Source organism: Streptomyces sp. NPDC104381, assembly GCF_055583745.1.
On record NZ_JBVJNK010000011.1, the window covers coordinates 64,066 to 81,584 of the forward strand.

15 protein-coding genes are annotated in these 17,519 nt (G+C 71.8%); 10 read left to right on the forward strand and 5 right to left on the reverse strand.

Features of this window, described 5'->3' with window-relative positions:
* Window positions 1–11: 11 nt before the first annotated feature.
* Window positions 12–2,249 carry an OmpL47-type beta-barrel domain-containing protein gene (locus ACZ607_RS31810; RefSeq protein WP_469740626.1) on the reverse strand — a complete coding sequence of 746 codons (2,238 nt, stop codon included), beginning with the start codon at window positions 2,247–2,249 and terminating at the stop codon, window positions 12–14.
* Window positions 2,246–4,690: a ThuA domain-containing protein gene (locus ACZ607_RS31815; RefSeq protein ID WP_469740629.1), complete on the reverse strand. Its 2,445-nt coding sequence runs from the start codon at window positions 4,688–4,690 to the stop codon at window positions 2,246–2,248. Before ACZ607_RS31815 ends, ACZ607_RS31810 begins: the two co-directional genes overlap by 4 nt.
* A 286-nt stretch (window positions 4,691–4,976) precedes the next feature.
* On the opposite strand from ACZ607_RS31815, the gene ACZ607_RS31820 reads away from it, so the two are divergent.
* Complete coding sequence (locus tag ACZ607_RS31820) at window positions 4,977–5,966, forward strand: multicopper oxidase domain-containing protein (RefSeq protein ID WP_469740631.1); 990 nt, start codon at window positions 4,977–4,979, stop codon at window positions 5,964–5,966.
* 22 nt (window positions 5,967–5,988) lie between these two features.
* On the opposite strand, the gene ACZ607_RS31825 is transcribed toward ACZ607_RS31820, so the two are convergent.
* Both ACZ607_RS31825 and ACZ607_RS31830 read right to left on the reverse strand, forming a co-directional pair.
* Window positions 5,989–8,184 (reverse strand): DEAD/DEAH box helicase, encoded by a 2,196-nt coding sequence (locus ACZ607_RS31825; protein ID WP_469740633.1) that lies wholly within the window; start codon window positions 8,182–8,184, stop codon window positions 5,989–5,991.
* Between the two features lie 97 nt (window positions 8,185–8,281).
* Window positions 8,282–9,064 carry an IclR family transcriptional regulator gene (locus tag ACZ607_RS31830; protein ID WP_469740635.1) on the reverse strand — a complete coding sequence of 261 codons (783 nt, stop codon included), beginning with the start codon at window positions 9,062–9,064 and terminating at the stop codon, window positions 8,282–8,284.
* 199 nt (window positions 9,065–9,263) lie between these two features.
* Between ACZ607_RS31830 and ACZ607_RS31835 the strand changes: the two genes are divergently transcribed.
* From ACZ607_RS31835 to ACZ607_RS31875, 9 genes are all read left to right on the forward strand, one after another.
* The gene (locus ACZ607_RS31835) at window positions 9,264–9,374 is read left to right on the forward strand and encodes a putative leader peptide (protein WP_469740637.1); all 111 of its coding nucleotides are present in this window, start codon (window positions 9,264–9,266) and stop codon (window positions 9,372–9,374) included.
* 145 nt (window positions 9,375–9,519) lie between these two features.
* On the forward strand, window positions 9,520–10,554 hold the full coding sequence (locus ACZ607_RS31840; protein WP_469740639.1) for an ABC transporter substrate-binding protein: 1,035 nt from the start codon (window positions 9,520–9,522) through the stop codon (window positions 10,552–10,554).
* Window positions 10,551–11,564, forward strand: coding sequence for an NrtA/SsuA/CpmA family ABC transporter substrate-binding protein (locus ACZ607_RS31845; protein ID WP_469740641.1), 1,014 nt, complete (start codon window positions 10,551–10,553; stop codon window positions 11,562–11,564). Before ACZ607_RS31840 ends, ACZ607_RS31845 begins: the two co-directional genes overlap by 4 nt.
* The gene (locus tag ACZ607_RS31850; protein WP_469740643.1) at window positions 11,561–12,400 is read left to right on the forward strand and encodes an ABC transporter permease; all 840 of its coding nucleotides are present in this window, start codon (window positions 11,561–11,563) and stop codon (window positions 12,398–12,400) included. Before ACZ607_RS31845 ends, ACZ607_RS31850 begins: the two co-directional genes overlap by 4 nt.
* On the forward strand, window positions 12,397–13,173 hold the full coding sequence (locus ACZ607_RS31855; protein WP_469740645.1) for an ABC transporter ATP-binding protein: 777 nt from the start codon (window positions 12,397–12,399) through the stop codon (window positions 13,171–13,173). Before ACZ607_RS31850 ends, ACZ607_RS31855 begins: the two co-directional genes overlap by 4 nt.
* Window position 13,174: 1 nt before the next feature.
* Window positions 13,175–14,071, forward strand: coding sequence for an ABC transporter substrate-binding protein (locus tag ACZ607_RS31860; protein WP_469740647.1), 897 nt, complete (start codon window positions 13,175–13,177; stop codon window positions 14,069–14,071).
* A gap of 5 nt (window positions 14,072–14,076) precedes the next feature.
* Window positions 14,077–15,150, forward strand: a complete 1,074-nt coding sequence (locus ACZ607_RS31865) for an LLM class flavin-dependent oxidoreductase (RefSeq protein WP_469740650.1) — start codon at window positions 14,077–14,079, stop codon at window positions 15,148–15,150.
* Between the two features lie 136 nt (window positions 15,151–15,286).
* Window positions 15,287–16,075, forward strand: coding sequence for a VOC family protein (locus tag ACZ607_RS31870; protein WP_469740652.1), 789 nt, complete (start codon window positions 15,287–15,289; stop codon window positions 16,073–16,075).
* 97 nt (window positions 16,076–16,172) lie between these two features.
* A complete protein-coding gene (locus ACZ607_RS31875; RefSeq protein WP_469740655.1) occupies window positions 16,173–16,424 on the forward strand; it encodes a WhiB family transcriptional regulator in 252 nt (83 codons plus the stop codon).
* Between the two features lie 32 nt (window positions 16,425–16,456).
* Here ACZ607_RS31875 and ACZ607_RS31880 read toward each other — a convergent pair whose 3' ends face one another.
* Window positions 16,457–17,344 (reverse strand): chitosanase, encoded by an 888-nt coding sequence (locus tag ACZ607_RS31880; protein ID WP_469741026.1) that lies wholly within the window; start codon window positions 17,342–17,344, stop codon window positions 16,457–16,459.
* Window positions 17,345–17,519: the final 175 nt, after the last annotated feature.

A 17,519-nucleotide genomic window follows, 5' to 3' on the forward strand; every position in this document is an offset into this window, starting at 1 on the left:
CCTCGCTCGCCCTACAACTCCTTGACGCGGATGTCGCGGTACGAGATCACGTCCGTGGTGCTGTGGACCTGGAGCCCGATGTAACCGGAGGCGTACCGCCGGCCGTCGGTGCCCGGGTCGCCGTCCCGCGGCGGCTCGAAGAGCTGACCGCCGTTGTTGTCGAACTCGTTGAGCAGGACACCGTTGCGGTAGATCTGGAAGTGCTGGTCCACCACCCGGATCTCGTAGTCGTTCCAGGTGCCCTTGGGCGTGACCCCGGCGCCGCCGAGGCCGACCCGGTCGAATCCGTAGACGGACCCGGTCTTGTACATGTCGCCGTCCGGCCGGTCGTTGACCTGGATCTCATGGCCGTAATTGATGGCGACCCACTCCGGACGGGACTCCTCCGGGTGGTCGTGGACGTTCGGGAAGCGGACGAAGACCCCGCCGTTGGCGTTGCCGCCCTCCGGGGCGTCGTCCCGCCACTGGAGCTTCAGCGAGAAGTCCCCGTACTGCCGCGACGGGAACCACAGCATCCCCATGCCGTCCACCGTGGTGGAGCTGGTGATCGAGCCCTCCTCCTCGTTCAGCGCGAACTGTCCGCCGCCGACCTGCTCCCACTTGGCGAGGGACGCGGCGGTGCCGTCGAAGAGCTTGCGGTAGCCCTCGTCCTGGCCCGGCTTGCCGATGCCGGACTGCTTGGCCGCCTTGTAGATCTTCTTGTGCTCACGGGCGTCGACGACCCCGTCGGCGAGCAGCTTGTCCAGGACCTTGTCGACGTGCTTGAGGAACAGGGCGTGCGAGGACCAGTCCTTCTCGTCCTCGATCAGCTCGTTGATCGTGCAGCGGTTACCGGTGAGCCGGTTGGGGACTCCGGTGTCCACCGTGCCGACGATGACGGTCAGCCGTTCGTCGAACTCGGGGCAGTTGGGCGCCGGCACCCCGCCGCTCTGCGCGACGGTGAAGGAGCTCCGCTTCGCCTCGGACGTGTTGCCCGCCTTGTCCGTCGCCCGGTGGGCGAAGGTGTGGTGGCCGACGCGGTCGACGATGACGGGGGAGGAGTACGCGAGGTACGGCCCGCCGTCGAGGGAGTACTCGGCCTTGTCCACACCCGAGTCGTCGTCGGTCGCGCTGAGGGTGACCTCGGCGCTCGTGATGAACGCGCCGTCCGAGTTCTTGTCGCCGGCGACGACCACGGAGGTCTCCGGAGGCGTCTTGTCCTGCGACGGCGGCTCGACGACGGTGAAGTCGACCGCCTTCTCCTCGGCCGCGTTGCCGGACTTGTCGGTGGCGCGGTAGCGGACGGTGTGGTCGCCGACCTCGTGCACCATCACGGGCGCGGTGTACGGCTGCCAGGCGCCGTCCGCCCCGAGGGCGTACTCGATGGTGTTGACGCCCGACCCGGTGTCGGACGCGGTCACGGTGACCGTGGCCATGCCGAGGTAGGCGCCCGCGTCGTCCTTCTCGCCCGATACGGTCGCCGAGGTCTCCGGCGGGGTCTTGTCGTCGGTCGGCGGCGCGGCGACCGCGAAGTCGACGGACTTCTCCTCGGCCGCGTTGCCGGACTTGTCGGTGGCGCGGTAGCGGACCGTGTGGTCGCCCACCTCGTTCACCACGACGGGCGCGGTGTACGGCTGCCAGGCGCCGTCCGCCCCGAGCGCGTACTCGACGGTGTCGACCCCGGATCCGGCGTCGGTCGCCGCCACGGTGACGGTGGCCTGGCCGATGTACGCGCCGTCGGCGTTCTTGTCGCCGTCCACCGTCGCCGAGGTCTCGGGAGCGGTGGTGTCCTCACCGCCGCCACCGTCCTCGGTCACCGTGAGGACGCCCTGCATCGAGCCGTGGCCCGGGATCGTGCAGTGGTAGAAGTACTTGCCCGGGGTGAGCGTGACCTCGACGCTGTGCTTGCCGCCCTCGCTGTCACCCGGGTTGGCCAGGATGTTGACCTGGACGTCGCTGTTGTACTCCGGGTCCGACACGCTGAACGTCAGCGTGTGCGGCATGCTCGTCGTGTTGCCCGTGGCCTCGCTGTTCTCGAAGACGATGGTCGCCGCGCCGGCCACCGCGGTCTCCGGAGCGCTCAGATAGTGGTCGATGGGGTCGCCGGCGGTCCAGTTGAGGACCTGGTCGGCCGCCTTGGAGGAGGCGCCGCCCTGGCCGTACGCGACCGTCGAGGTGAGCCCCAGGACCATCAGGAACGAACCGAGCAGGGCGAGCCACCACCGGGCGGGCCCGTACCGCCGTCGCGCGAGGAGTGAAGGGTGTCTCACTGCGCTGCCGCCTTCCTGGCCAGGTCTGCGGCGGCCGGGGTCGGACCGCCGCCCTTGTAGGTCACGCGCCACAGCGCGGACTTGGAGTCGGAGGTGAAGAAGCCGCGCCCGTAGTCCAGGACGTAGAGCGAGCCGTCCGGGGCGAACTTCCAGTCCATGAGGTTGCGGATGCCGTCCGCGCCGACCGGGATGATCTTCTTCAGGGACTCGGCGTGGGTGGGCAGGCCGCCCTTGCCGACCGTCTTCGGGTCGGTCAGTACGGCGTGCCGCGGCTGGGTGTCGTCGTAGAAGTCACCGACGAACCACTTGCCGTCCCAGTACGAGGGCCACTTGGCGTCGCTGGTGCTCTTCGCGTCGTAGCGGTAGACCGGGCCGTTCATCGTGGCCTGGCCGCCGCCCTTGAGCCACGGCAGGAGCTCCTTCTGGTCCTCGACCTTGTAGCTCGGGATGCCGTTCTCGTCGCGCGGGTAGTCGACGCCGCCGCCCTGGGGCGAGTACCAGATGGTGTTGCCGGTCACCGGCGGCAGCTTGACCAGGCCGTCGTTGTTCGGCGACTCGTTCCTGGGCGCGTCGCAGTCGTACCAGTCCAGCGGCTTGGTGGGATCAGGCAGGTTGCGGTCCCGGTAGGGCTGCTTGTTGCCCATGCAGTACGGCCAGCCGTGGTTTCCGGCCTTGGTGATCGCCGCGAACGTGTCGTACTTGGCGGGGCCCCAGGTGGTGCTGGGCTCGCCGGCGTCCGGGCCGACCCAGCCCGCGTACAGCGTGTCGGTCGACTTGTCGATGGAGATGCGTGCCGGGTTGCGCACGCCCATCACATAGATCTCGCCGCGGGTCTTGCCGCCGCCCTCGTCCGGCTCCTTGCCGGTGAAGAGGTTGCCCTCGGGCAGCGTGTAGGTGCCGTCGTCCTCGGGGTGGATCCGCAGGATCTTCCCGTTGAGGTTGTTGGTGTTGCCCGCGGTGCGGCGGGCGTCGGAGAAGGACACGCCCTTGTAGTTAGGCTCCGGGTTGTTGCCGGAGTAACCGTCGCTGAACTGCGAGGAGTTGTTGTCCCCGGTCGCGATGTAGAGGTTCTCCTTCGAGTCCCAGGCCATCCCGCCGCCGGCGTGGCAGCAGCTGTGGATCTGGACCGGCCAGGACAGGAGCACCTTCTCGGAGGCCAGGTCCAGCTTGTTCGTGGCCTGGTCGAGGGTGAAGCGCGAGACCTGGCGGACCGCCATCTGCTTGTCGCGGTCGATCTTCGCGTGCGGCGTGTAGTGGAGGTAGACCCAGCCGTTGGTGGCGAAGTCCGGGTCCAGCTCGATGCCGAGCAGCCCCTCCTCCACCTTGACCAGCTCGTCGCCGCCGCCCTTGTTGCCGAAGACGCTCAGCTTGCCGGCGAGGGTGACCTTCTTCGTCGCGGGGTCGTAGACGTGGATCTCGCCCTCGCCCTTGCCGACGTTCGGGTCCTTCCAGTCGGTGACCACCGGAACGCTGCTGTCCGTGCCGCCGCGCCCGATGTAGAAGACCCGGCCGTCCTTCGCGGTCACCAGGCCGTGCGGCTCGCCGATCTGGTCGTTCTGGCCGGGCTGGTTGGGCTGGGTGAGGCGCTCGGCCTTGTAGTTGGAGTCGATGGTGGCCTTGCAGTCGGCCTGCGACAGCCGGCTCGTCCAGGCCAGCGCGCCGCGCAGGTGGTCACGGAAGTCGGTCTCGGCGAAGCTCGCCGCCGTCCCGCCCATGGCCGTGTAGAAGGAGCGGCCGCCGTCGTAGTCACGGCACCAGGAGACCGGGTGGTCCCAGCCGTTGGCGCTCTTGCCCGGGCTGTACGTGAGCTCCCGGACCCGGGCCACGGTGTGCACGTCGCCGGACGGGTTGTCCTTCCAGTTCAGCCAGGTGTCCGGACGCTTCCACTCCAGCGGGAGGTTCTTCGTCGCCGGGTGCTGCCGGTCGCCGATCTCCACGGTGGCGCGCTGCACGTCCTTCGGGCTGTCCGCCGCGGGGCGGGCGCCGACCAGACCCGTGAACCAGTCGGAGTACGGTTCGGTGCGCGCCGCGTCATGGATGCCGAGGAAGCCGCCGCCGGCCTCCATGTAGGCCTCCAGACCCGCCTCCTGCTCGGGGTCGAGCACATCGCCGCCGCCGGTCAGGAAGACGACCGCGTTGAAGGTACCCAGCTTCTTGCCGTTGGTGAAGACCCCGGCGTCGTCGGTGGCGACGGTCTTGAAACGCCCCGCCTCGGGGCCGCTGAGGCCGATCTTCTCGATGGCCGCGATACCCGCGTCCACGGTCGGCGACTCCTCGCCCGCCGAGGCGTGGAACACCAGGACCTTGACATTGGCCCCGCCTGGCGGCGTGGGAAGGGACAACGTTGTCGCCATCCGTTCCTTCAGCCCCGGATCCGGATAGGGGCTGGCGGTGGCCGCGTTGCCGCCGAGCAGGGACGCGGTCAGGGCACCCGCTGCCACGGCCGCCGCGATACCGCGGCGCGATCTGGACCTGTGATGTGGTGTGCGCTGCATGTGGTCACCCACCCCTCTTGGTCACTTCTCTGGTCACTTCTCTCGTCACCGCACCTCTGTGGTCACTGCGACAGCGCACGAAGCTAGACCTCTTTTCATGGCTCGCCAATAGGTATGGCAGCAATCGAACGAACTTTGTCCTGAGTGTGGATAAACCAACGGCCCCCGGCTACCGTGTGGGCCGTCCAGGGGAGCAGCGCGTCAGTTCCCGTCTCGCAGTGGGGAGTTCGACATGGACCGAAGGACCTTCAACCGCCGGATGCTGGTCGGCGGCGGAGTGGCGGCGGCCACCGGGGTGACATCGATGTCACTCGGAGCCGTGCAGGCCACCTCCGCGGAGAACCCGGCGAAGACGGCGCCCGCGGGCGGAGCCGTACGCCATCTCAAGATGTACGCGGAGAAACTGGCGGACGGTCAGCTCGGATACGGCTTCGAGAAGGGCAAGGCGTCGATCCCCGGCCCGCTCATCGAGATCACCGAGGGCGACACGCTGCACATCGAGTTCGAGAACACCACGGACGTCGACGCCAGCCTCCACGTCCACGGCGTCGACTACGACATCGCCAGCGACGGCACCCGGATGAACCGCAGCCACGTCGAACCCGGCGGCACCCGCACGTACACCTGGCGCACCCACGCCCCCGGCCGCCGCAAGGACGGCACCTGGCAGGCGGGCAGCGCGGGCTACTGGCACTACCACGACCACGTGGTCGGCACGGACCACGGGACGGGCGGCATCCGCAAGGGGCTGTACGGGCCACTCGTCGTACGCCGCAAGGGAGACGTGCTGCCCGACAAGACGATCACCATCGTCTTCAACGACATGACCATCAACAACAAGCCGGCCGACAAGAGCCCGAACTTCGAGGCCACCGTGGGCGACCGGGTCGAAGTCGTGATGATCACGCACGGCGAGTACTACCACACGTTCCACATCCACGGGCACCGCTGGGCGGACAACAGGACGGGGCTCCTCACCGGCCCCGACGACCCCAGTCGCGTGGTCGACACGAAGATCTGCGGGCCGGCCGACTCCTTCGGCTTCCAGATCATCGCGGGCGAACACGTGGGAGCCGGCGCCTGGATGTACCACTGCCACGTCCAGAGCCACTCCGACCAGGGAATGGCCGGCCTGCTGCTCGTGGCGAAGGCGGACGGCACCGTGCCCGGCTACGACCCGCCGCACCACGCGGCGGGCGGGGCGGAGACCCACCAGCACTGAGAACGGCGGGCCCGGGCACGGCTCAGACCCGGGCCGCCATCCGCTGCTGCTCCTCCTCGACGATGCGCCGGGCGAGGGCCCCGTCCGACACGTCGACGGCGTCGGGCGTGGCCTCGGCAAGGTCGCTGCGGCGCGCGTACGCGTCGAAGAGCCGGTCCTTGCGCGCCAGGATGTCCAGCATCCGCTGGTCCACACTGTCCGCCGCGAGGAGCCGGTGCACCCGCACGGTCCGTATCTGCCCCATGCGGTGCGCCCTCGCCACCGCCTGGTGCTCCATCGTCGGCTTGATCTGCGGCTCGCACAGGATGACCACGGACGCCGCCTGGATGTTGAGACCGACCCCGCCGGCCTGTATCTGGCTCAGCAGCACCGCGTGCCCGTCCACCGCGCCGAAGGAGTCGACCAGCTCCTGCCGGCGTGCGGCCGGGACGGTGCCGGAAACCGGGCCGAACACCCCCTGCCCCAGGGCCTCCTGGACGGTCGTGAGCACCTCGCGGAAATACGAGAACACCACGACCTTCAGCCCGTTGGCCTCGGCCTCCGCGACCAGCTCGCGCAGCCGGTTCAGCTTCGCCGACGTCTCCGGGCGGGCGTACGCGGCACGGCGCATCCGCATGAAGTGGCCCGAGCCGACCGCCTCGCGGTACGCCTCCAGATCGGCGGGCGAGAACTCCTCCCACTCGTCGGCCTGCACCAGCGCCGGGAGTTCGCCCAGCACGTCGTCCTGGTTCCGGCGCAGATAGGCGGGTGCGACGGCCCTGCGGAACGCGTGCGAGCCGGCGACGCCATGGGTGGCGGTTACGAGCGGTGCCAGCTCCGGACGCAGCTGACGCACCAGGCTCCGGAACTCCTCGACCCGGTTCTCCATGGGGGTGCCGGTCAGGAACAGCACCCTGTCGGTGTGCCCGGTCCAGCCGCTCACGGCACGGGAGCGCCGGGTCCCGGGGTTCTTCACGAAGTGGGCCTCGTCCACCACCACCATGCCGGGCCTGACCCCGGACGCCGGCCCTTCCGGCAGCGTGGACAGCGCGTCGAAGGTGGTCAGCGCGACCCCGCCCCGCTCGCGCCACTCGCCGAACGCCTCCTGCCGGTCGGGGCCGTGCACCGTGAGGGCCGGCAGCGTGGAGCGGGCCGTGACCTCCCGCCGCCAGTTGATCAGGACGCTTGCCGGGCACACCACCAGGAAGTGCGTCTCGCCCCCGGCGGCGAGATGCGCGAGCGCGGCGATCGCCTGCACGGTCTTGCCGAGCCCCATCTCGTCCCCGAGGATCACCCGCTTCTGGGCCAGCGCGAAGCGCGCGCCGAAGGACTGGTAGCCGCGCAAGGAGACCCGCAGACACGTGTCGTCGAGCCGTAGCCCGCGGACCCGGTCCGCGATCCCGGCGGGCAGGAACCCCTCGGCCGCGTCCCGGTCGGGTCCGCTGCCGGACAGCTCGGCGAGCAGGCTGTAGTACTCGGCGGAGCGCAGCTCGAAGTCGACCCAGACCGCCGCCTCCGACGCGGGAGCGCGCAGCAGGTCGACGGAGACCTGCCCGAACAGGGTTCGCAGCCCGCGTGCGTCGGCGTCCCGCGCCGCCGCCCGTACGGAGGCGACCGCGGCCGGGACGCGGGCGCCGGCCGCCCGCCCCGAGAACAGCATCCGCAGCCGGCTCCGGGCCGGCGCCGCCGCCAGGAGCAGCGGGTCCAGCTCCGTGGTCAGACGCCGGGCGGCGTCGACCGCCCTGCGCACGTCGGGCCCGGCCTCCACCAGCCGGTGCAGGGCGACGAGCAGCGCGTTCGTCGCCGTGTCCGCCGCGTCCATGTCTATCCGTACGGCGACGGTGTCCCGGACCGCGTGCGCGATCTGGCCGGCGGCGGCGAGCGCCTGGTCGGCGGTCTGCGTGCCGACCCCGGGGATCTGGCGGAGCTCGTAGCGCCCGGCTCCGTGGACCCGGCCGACCGTCGTGTACCCCGCCTGCTCCAGCGCGCCGAGCCGCAGCCGGCCCTCGGTGACGTCAGCCAGCCTGGAGGCGGGGATGGAGGCCAGTTCGAGACCGACGAGGGAGTCCAGCAGGGGGCTGAGCGCGGTGTGCGCGGCCTCGACGGCGGCCCGGTGGTCGTCCAGCACCGCGCGGGCCGTGCCGACGAGCGCCTGCGCGTCGTCGAGCAGCGCACGTGCGGCTCTTCCCACGGGCACTCTGCCCGTGGACCCCCTGCCCGTGGGTCCGGCCTGACTCATCTGTGTCCTTCGTGTCCCCGCCGCCCCTCCGTGACCGGCGGCCTTCGCCCTCCCTGGCGCGTCCCATCGTGCCACGGTCGGGCGACGGCACCGCCCCTCACCGGGCGGGCGCCCTGCGCTCCGCCGGCGTCAGCAGGAGTACGCCCAGGGCGCGCGCGCAGGACCGGGCCTCCTCGAGGAACCAGTCCGTCCGTTCGTCCGTGATCACGGACGGCGTGGCGCGCACGGCGAGCGCGAAGCGGGCGTGGCCGGCCCCGTCCAGCACGGGGACGGCCAGGGTGCGCACCCCGGGCGCCGACTCCCCGTCGTTGAGCGCGTACGCCGAGGTCCGCACGCGGTCCAACTCCGCGTGCAGGGCGGCGGGTTCGACGATCGTACGGTCGGTGAAGGCGCGCAGCGGCGGCAGTGCGGCGGGGCCGCTCTCACCCGGCCGCGCCCAGGCCAGCAGCACCTTGCCCAGGGCCGTCGAGTGCAGGGGCCGGCGCAGCCCCGTCCCGGGGGTGACCGAACCGCCCGCGACGATCACCGCGTGCGGGCCGCTGCGCAGGGCCAGATCGGCCGTCGCCCCCGTGCGCTCCGCCAGGTCGGCCAGCTCCGGCGCGGCCAGGTGCAGCCCCCGCTGGTGGTACGAGAGCCGGCCGAGCTCCGTCACCGCGGGGCCCAGTCGGTAGCGCGCGGTGCGCGCGTCCTGCTCCAGGAAGCCCGACCCGAGGAGGGTGCGGGCCAGCCGGTGGGCGGTGGAGGCGGAGAGCTCCAGGCGCCGCGCGAGATCGGAGGCGCTCAGGTCGGGGCCGTTGTCGTGGAAACAGTGCAGGACGTCCAGCGCGCGCCGGACCGCCTGCGCGCCGCCCGGGGCGCGCGTCGCCGCTGCCTCGCTCATGCCGCTCTCGCTCTCCGCTCAGGGGTGGAAGGGAACTCCCGCATGGTCCCCACATTACGGGAGCGCGGAGGCGGGCAAATCCTGGTGTGCAACACGCTGTTCATGTGGGATCCCACATGGTGGGAGGAAGCTTGTGGGCGGGCGCGAGCCCGTGGCAAGGTGCAGTCCTCGTCACCGGCGTACGGAAAGGAGCAGTGCCATGGCCGCCCTCGGCGCCACGTCCCCCGGCAGCTCCGCTCCGGTCACCCTCGCCCTCACGCTGCGCCGTCACATCGACCTGGCCCGCGTCTCCAGCGCCGCCTGTCGCTGAACCTCCGTACCCCTCCGGCCTGCCGTGCTGCCCCGCCGGCGCCGGTCCGTCCCGCCCCGCTGCCGCGCGCCCCACGCGCCCCGCGCCACGGCCGCCGCACGCGGCCCGCCCCCTCCTGCTTCGCCGACCCCTCCGGGAAGAGTCCATGACGCGTTCCGCCGTGCTGCCCAGCACCCTCTGGTTCACCCGCTGTCCCGTCCCGACCGCGACGGGCATCGCCGCCGACCGGCGGTGGCTCAGCGAGGAGTTCGCCCCCGACGGCATCACCGTGCGCTCCCTCCAGGACGCCGCTCCCGACGCCGACCGGGCCAGCCACTACACCCACGCCCTGCCGGGCCTCTTCCGTGAGGGCGGCAACGTGCCCGCCCTCTGGGCCCGTTCGCGAGGGGAGGCGACCCGGCTCGTCGGCCTCACCTGGATCGAGGAACGGCAGGTCGTGCTGGTCGCACCCGGATCCGGGATCAGGGGCGCCCACGCCCTGCGCGGACTCCGGCTCGCCGTGCCCTCCCACGCCCTCGCCATCGACTTCTGGCGGGCCATGGCACTGCGCGGATTCGAGGGCGCGCTCGGCAGCGCCGGCCTCGCCCTGGAGGACGCCGCTCTCGTCGACGTACCCGCCGACGCGCACGACGGCCAGTGGGCCGCCGAACTCGCCGCGCTGCGGCGCGGAGACGTGGACGCGGTGTACGTGAAGGGCGCCGTCGCCGTCGAGGCCGCCCGCCGGGCCGGAGCCGAGGTCGCCGTCGAACTCGACGAGCTGCCCGACCGCCGGTTCCGCGTCAACAACGGCACCCCGCGCCCCATCACCGTCCACCAGCGGCTGCTGGACGACCACCCCGGCCTCGTCGACCGCTTCCTCACCGTCCTGCTCAGGGCGGCGGACTGGGCCACCGGGCACCCCGCCGACGTCGACCGCATCCTCGGCGCCGAGACCGGGGCCGGCGCCGACGGGGTCGCCGGCGCCTACCGCCCCGGCACCCACCTCACTCTCCACCCCGACCTGTCGCCCGAACGCCTCGCCCTGCTCGCCGGACAGGAGGCGGCCCTGCGCGCCCACGGCTTCCTCCAGGAGCCCGTCGACATCGCCTCCTGGGCCGACCCCGAGCCGCTGAACAGGGCCGCCGCCCGCGCAGGCCTCCACCCCGTCCCCCGCGAACCCGAAGGACCGCCGACCGTATGAACCAGCACCGATCAGTCCGTACGACGATCACCCCCGCCCTCCTCACGGTCCTCGCGCTCGTCACGCTCAGCGCCTGCGGCACGTCCGAGGCCGACAGCGGGGCAGGCTCCACGGGCACCGTCGCCGTGCGCATCCCCGACCCCGGCAACTCCGGCGTCCTCGCCGTCGGCAAGAAGGACGGCAGCCTCGACAAGGCGCTGGGCAAGGTGGGCGCCGAGGTGGAGTGGACCGGCAGCGCCGGACCCTTCGCGCCCGCCGCCCAGGCCATGAACGCGGACCAGCTCGACTTCGCCACCGGCTCCATCACGTCCGGCATCACCTCGCTCGCCCAGCGGCCCGGATTCAAGTTCTTCACCGCCGTCGACCCCGACGCCGCCGGCGAGGGCATCCTCGTCCGGGACGGCTCGGACATCGGCTCCGTCGCCGACCTCGTGGGGAAGAAGGTCGCCGTCAACCAGGGCGGCACCGGCGAGTACCTGCTGCTGAAGGCGCTCGCCAAGGCGAAGATCCCGGCGGACAAGGTCCAGCGGGTCTATCTGCGCCCCGACCAGACCGCGGCCGTCTTCAACGCGGGCAAGGTCGACGCCTGGGCCGTCTGGGCCACCTACGCCGTGGCCGAGATCGGCAGCGGCAAGGCGCACTTCGTCGCCGACGGCGCGGCCATCGGCTCCGACAACTACAGCCTGAACGCCGTACGGACCGGCTTCGCCGAGAAGCACCCCGAGGTCGTCAAGGCGCTCTACGACTACCTCCACGCGGCCAGCGTCAAGGAGAAGAAGGACCCCGCCGCCTATCTGAACGTCTTCACCGACGTCGGTCCCACCGCCGTCACCGGCAAGGCCGAGGAGGTGCAGACCGGGTTCACCGCCCAGGGCGGCACGGTCGACCCGATCGGCCCCGAGGACATCGCCCGCTTCGAGGACGTCGCCGCCTTCTACGCCGAACAGAAGGTCACCACCTCCACGGTGGACGTCGCGGCCCACCTCCTCGACATCGAGAAGCTGACATGAGCGCGGTCTCCGGGGCGGCCGCCGCCGAGGGCCTGGTCGCCCCCCGGCCCGCGCTCCGCACGACACGCGGCCGTCCCTTCGCCCTGACCGTCCGCGCACTGGGACCGGTCGCCCTGCTCGCCCTGTGGTGGGCGGCCTCGGCCACCGGGGTGCTCACCCCCGACGTACTGGCCTCGCCCCGCGAAGTCCTGCGCGCCGTCGGCGAGCTGTGGGGCAACGGACAGCTGCCCGACGCGCTCACCACCTCGCTGACCCGCTCCGGCACCGGTCTGCTGATCGGCCTCGCCGCCGGGCTGACCCTCGGCGTCGTCACCGGATTCACCAGGATCGGGGACGAACTCCTGGACTCCTCGCTCCAGACGCTGCGCACCATCCCCTTCCTCGCCCTCGTTCCGCTGTTCATGGTGTGGTTCGGGATCAACGAGACGGCCAAGATCCTGCTCATCGCCGTCGCCACCACCTTCCCGATGTACGTGTCCACGTCGAGCGGGGTGCGCAACACCGACCCCGGACTCGTCGAGGCCATGCGCAGCTTCGGGATGAGCCGGTTCGCCGTCGTCCGCGAGGTCGTCCTCCCCGGAGCCCTGCCGTCCCTGCTGGCCGGGCTGCGGCTGTCCATGACGCTCAGCGTGATCGCCCTCATCGCCGCCGAGGAGATCAACGCCACCGCGGGCATCGGCTACCTGATGTCCCAGGCACAGAGCTACGCCCGGACCGACATCCTCGCCGTCTGCATCCTGATCTACGGACTCCTCGGGCTGGCCGCCGACATCGTCGTACGGCTGCTGGAGCGCGTCCTGATGCCCTGGCGGCCCTCGCGGGGAGGGACCCGATGACCACCGCCGACACCACACGCCCCGCGGTACGGGTACGCGGACTGCGCCGGGTCTTCGGCACCCGGGCCGTGCTCGACGACCTGCGACTCGACATCGCCCGGGGGGAGTTCGTCGCCCTGCTCGGCGCCAGCGGAAGCGGCAAGACCACCCTGCTGCGCATCCTGGGCGCGCTGGACGCGGCCGACGGGGGAGAGGCACTGGTCCCCGAGGCCCGCACCATCGTCTTCCAGGAGCCCCGTCTCGTCCCGTCCAAGAAGGTGCTGGCCAACGTGACCGTGGCCCTCCCGCGCGACAGCGCGCCGCGCGGGCTGCGGGCCCTGGCCGAGGTCGGTCTGGAACGGCACGCCCAGGCCTGGCCCGGCACCCTCTCCGGCGGCGAGGCACAGCGGGTGGCGCTCGCCCGGGCACTGGTGCGGGAGCCCGAACTCCTGCTGCTGGACGAGCCGTTCGCCGCTCTGGACGCCCTGACCCGGCTGAAGATGCAGGACCTGGTGGGGGAGCTGTGCCGCACCCACCGCCCCGCCGTCCTGCTGGTCACCCACGACGTCGACGAGGCGGTACGGCTCGCCGACCGCGTCGCCGTCCTGCGCGACGGGAAGCTCGTCACCGACGAGCCCGTCGGCATCCCCGGGCCGCGCGACCCCGGCGACCCCGCGTTCGCCGCACTGCGCCGCCGGCTGCTCGACGACCTCGGGGTCGACACGGGCCCCGGCCCTCGGCCCGCCTCCCAGCCCTCACCTGCCCTCACACCTTCCGAAGCCGGAGTGATCTGACATGACCGTCACCATCGGGGTCCACAGCAGCAATCCCTCCCTCTACCACCTCTACCACCTCTCCCGTCTCGGCTTCGCCCAGAAGGAACTGGCCGCGCTCGACGAGACGGTGGCCTTCTTCCCGTACACGAACGGGGTCCGCACCGGCGAGCTGCTTACCCAGGGCGTCATCGACTTCGGCGGCACGGGATCGACCCCGCCGGTCACCGCACAGGCGGCGGGCCACGACCTCGTCTACACCGCCGTCTCCGCCCCGCGCCCCGAGCACGGCGCCCTCTTGGTGCCCGAGGACAGCCCGGTCCGCACGGTCTCGGACCTCAAGGGGACGACCGTCCACCTGGCGATCGGTTCCTGGCAGACCCATCTGGTCGCCAAGGCGCTGGACGACGCGGGGCTCTCGTACGCCGACGACATCACGGCCGTCCGCAGCGACGGTGACAGCGAACGGCTGCTGCGCGCCGGGGAGATCGGCGCCTGGGTCGCCCAGGGGCCGGAACTCGCCGCGGCCCGCGGGACCGGCGGACTGCGCACGCTCGTCGCCACCGGGGACGTGATCTCGGACCGCTCCGTCTTCTTCACCCGGCGCGACTTCGCCGAGAGCCGCCCCGAGGTCGTCGAGGCGCTCACCCGCGCCCTCCAGCTCGCCGACGACTGGGCGGCGGCCAACCCCCGTGCCGCCGCCGAGATCGCCGCCGCGGACCTGGGCGGAAGCGCCGACGACTGGGAGACCGCGCTGCGCGCCCTGCCGTGGAGGATCGAGGCGGTGAGCGACGCGTTCCTCGCCGAACAGCAGGAGGCCGCGGACATCTTCCACCGCACCGGCTTCATCGACCGGCCGGTCGAGGTCGCCGCCGCCCGGGCGCGCGTCACCGGCTCCACCGGTCCGAAGGCGGTCTGAGCACCGTGGCGGCCGAAGTCCTCTGGTACATCATCCCGCGCGAGGGCGCCTATCCCTGGGAGCCCGAGGGACGGCGCACCGCCGACCTCGGCTACCTCGGCCGGCTCGCCGGCACCGTCGAACAGCTCGGCTACAGCGGCGCCCTGCTCGCCACCGACCTGTACGACGTCTGGCCCCTGGGCAGCGCCCTCGCCGCGTCGACCAGCACCCGGTTCAAGCCGCTGCTCGCCGTCCATCCGGGGCTCATCTCGCCGACCCTGCTGGCCAAGATGGCGCTCAGCTTCGACCAGCTCTTCGGCGGCCGTCTGCGCTTCAACGTGGTCAACGGCTCCACGAAGTCGCTCCAGGAGTACGGGCTCCACGTGGGGCACGACGAACGGTACGCGCTGAGCGCCGAGTACTGGTCGATCGTGAAGCGGCTGACCGCCGGCGAGGTCTTCGACCACAAGGGCCGCTTCTACGACCTGAAGAACGCCGGTGCCTCGTTCCGCGAGCTGAAGCCGGTGCAGGACCCGCACGTCCCGCTGTGGTTCGGCGGCTCCTCCGACGCGGGGATCGAGATGGCGGCCGAACACGTCGACGTCTTCCTCACCTGGGGCGAACCCCCGCACCTGCTGAAGGAGAAGCTGGAGAAGGTCCGGGCACGGGCCCGCGCCCACGGGCGCACCCTGCGCATCGGGCTGCGGCTCCACCTCATCGTGCGCGACACGGAGGAGGAGGCGTGGGCCGCGGCCGACCGGCTGCTGGACGTGACCAGCGAGGCGACGTACGCCCGCATGCTCGGGGACCGGGCCGGAGAGGAGGGCGTGGGCTGGCAGCGCCAGTTCCGGCAGCACGGCGGGCGCGTGCCGGCCCGTGCGCGGGAACTGGAGACGCACCCCAACATGTGGCCGGGCATGAGCCTGTTCCGGCCGGGCCCCGGCACGGCGGTCGTCGGCTCGACGGCCCAGGTCGTGGAGCGTCTCAAGGAGTTCGAGGACCTGGGGGTCGACACCTTCATCCTGTCCGGGAACCCGCTCCTGGAGGAGGCGTACCGGGTCGCGGAGACGGTGCTGCCGGCGCTCGGCGTCAGCCGCTGAGCCCCGGCGGACACGGCTTGCCGCAGCCCGGCGCGGCCGGGCTGCGGTTGTCGGTGCCCGGTGCAAGACTCGGAGGGTGAGGGATGCCCGGCGTGCGCGAACGCGCGGGGCACCGTATCCGCCCGAGGAGCACACCATGCTCGACCCGTCCTTCGTCACCGGCGCCCCCAACTGGATCGATCTCGGCACCCCCGACATCGACGCGGCCACCACCTTCTACGACGGCCTGTTCGGCTGGGACCTGGTGCCCGGCGGCCCGGAGACCGGTGGCTACGGGATGTACCAGCTGCGGGGGAAGACCGTTGCCGGTGTCATGACCGTGCCGGAGGAACAGGGGAAGCCCGCCTGGTCGGTCTACTTCCAGACCCCCGACGCCGACGCCACCGCGCGTACGGTCGAGCAGGCCGGCGGCACCGCGGCGTTCCCCCCGATGGACGTGCTGGACTACGGGCGCATGGGCGGCTTCACGGACAGCACCGGGGCGTACTTCGGCGTCTGGCAGCCCAGGAAGAACACCGGCCTCGGCATGATCATGGAACCGGGGGCGTTGATCTGGTCCGAGCTGTACACCCCGGACGTCCCCGCGGCGGCCGCGTTCTTCCACACCGTCTTCGGATGGCAGACCGATCAGATGACGTACCCCTCCGGTGTCTACACGATGATCCGGCCCGCCGACGGCGGGAGCGCCGACTCCTCCTTCGGGGGGATCGTGCCCCTCGACTCCGTGCCCGCCCAGGCCGCGGCGGGGCCCCACTGGCTGCCGTACTTCGCCGTGGACGACGCCGACGCGACCGCCGCGGCCGTCGAGCGGCTGGGCGGGCGCATCACCATGCCCGCCACCGAAGTCCCGGAGGTCGGACGCATCGCGACCTTCACCGACCCCGCGGGCGCGGCGTTCGCAGTGATCAAGCCCGCCCCGATGTAGCCGCGCCGCCGGGCAGGCCGGGGCAGCAGGACCCGGCCGGCCCGGCGTTGATCAATCGTTGATCACTTGTTTATCGCGGCCCAGCACGATGGGCCGCATGCCGATCAACACCATGACCGATGAGCTCACCTGGCAGGAGACCGCCCTGTGCGCGCAGGCCGGGCCCGAGTTCTTCTTCCCGGCGCCGGGCAGCTCCACCCGGGAGGCCAAGCAGCTGTGCAACGCCTGCGAGGGCCGCGTGGCCTGCCTGGAGTACGCACTCGCCCATGACGAGCGCTTCGGCGTCTGGGGCGGGCTCTCCGAGAAGGAGCGGGAGAGGATGCGCAGAGGCCGGGCCGACCGCGGCTGATCACCGGGGCGTACAGCCCTCCCGCCCTTCCGTCACGTGAGCCGGAAGGTCTCGCCGTACACCTTCCACACCAGCGGCTTCTTCAGCCCGAGATTGCCCTCGCGCAGGAACACCCGCTGTGCCGTGTCGATCCGGGTCGTGTCGCGCTGCACCTTCCGGTTCTTGATCGCCGACCGGCTCTCGTCGAGGAAGGCGTCGAGATACGCCTTCTCGTCGCCGCCCTCCGAGGCCGTGTCCGCCGACGCCATCGCCGCGTCGCGGATGCCGTAGAAGCCGTCCGCCTCGACGCCCGGCCCGTGCAGCACCATCGCGTCGTAGTAGATGAACTGGCCCAGGGTGCCGAGGCCGTCCATCTTCGCCAGCCGGACCGCGGGCTCGAAGTACAGCCGGTCGCGCGTCGCGTCCTGGGCCTTCCGGAACTGCGGGTCGTCCGCCGCCTGACGCCAGGCGTCGGTGAAGCCGGGATCCAGGCCCTCGTGCGAGTCGCTGCCGTCCACCGCGCGCAGCGCGGGGAGGAACGGGGCCAGGGGGTTGTCCGGGTGCTTCTCGGTGTAGCCCTCGACCAGCTGCAGCATGTCGTTCGTACCGGAACAGAAGCCGACTATGCCGGCGGTGTAGCCGGTGCCGTCGCCGACGTCCTCTATCGCCCCGTACTGGCTGCGCCAGTCCAGGGTGGACGCCTCCGCGCTGGACACCAGCCGGGAGGCGGTCTCCTTCATCGCGGGAGCGGCGAGGCCGGGCGGCAGCGCGTCGATCTCCTCGGCGTGGTCGTCTGCCTCCTCGGCCGCGGGCGCCGCCGTGCCGGTCTCCGTGGATCCGCCCGCATGCCGGACGACCGTGGGCGGCTCCGAGTCGCCACCGCTGAACAGGATCGAAGCGGCAATGGCGATCGGTGCACCGAAAAGAACAAGACGCGTCACAGGTTTCACCGGCACAGAGTACGTTCTGTGAAGCTATGGGGGGAGTCCCTTCATGTCGTGAACGCACGGTGGCGGGGGCCCCGGGTTGGGGGGGCCCCCCCCGGCCCGCGGGGGGGGGGGGGGCTCCCCAGCCCCGCCGGGGGGGTTGTCGGGGGGGAGCCGGGGGGGAGCCCCG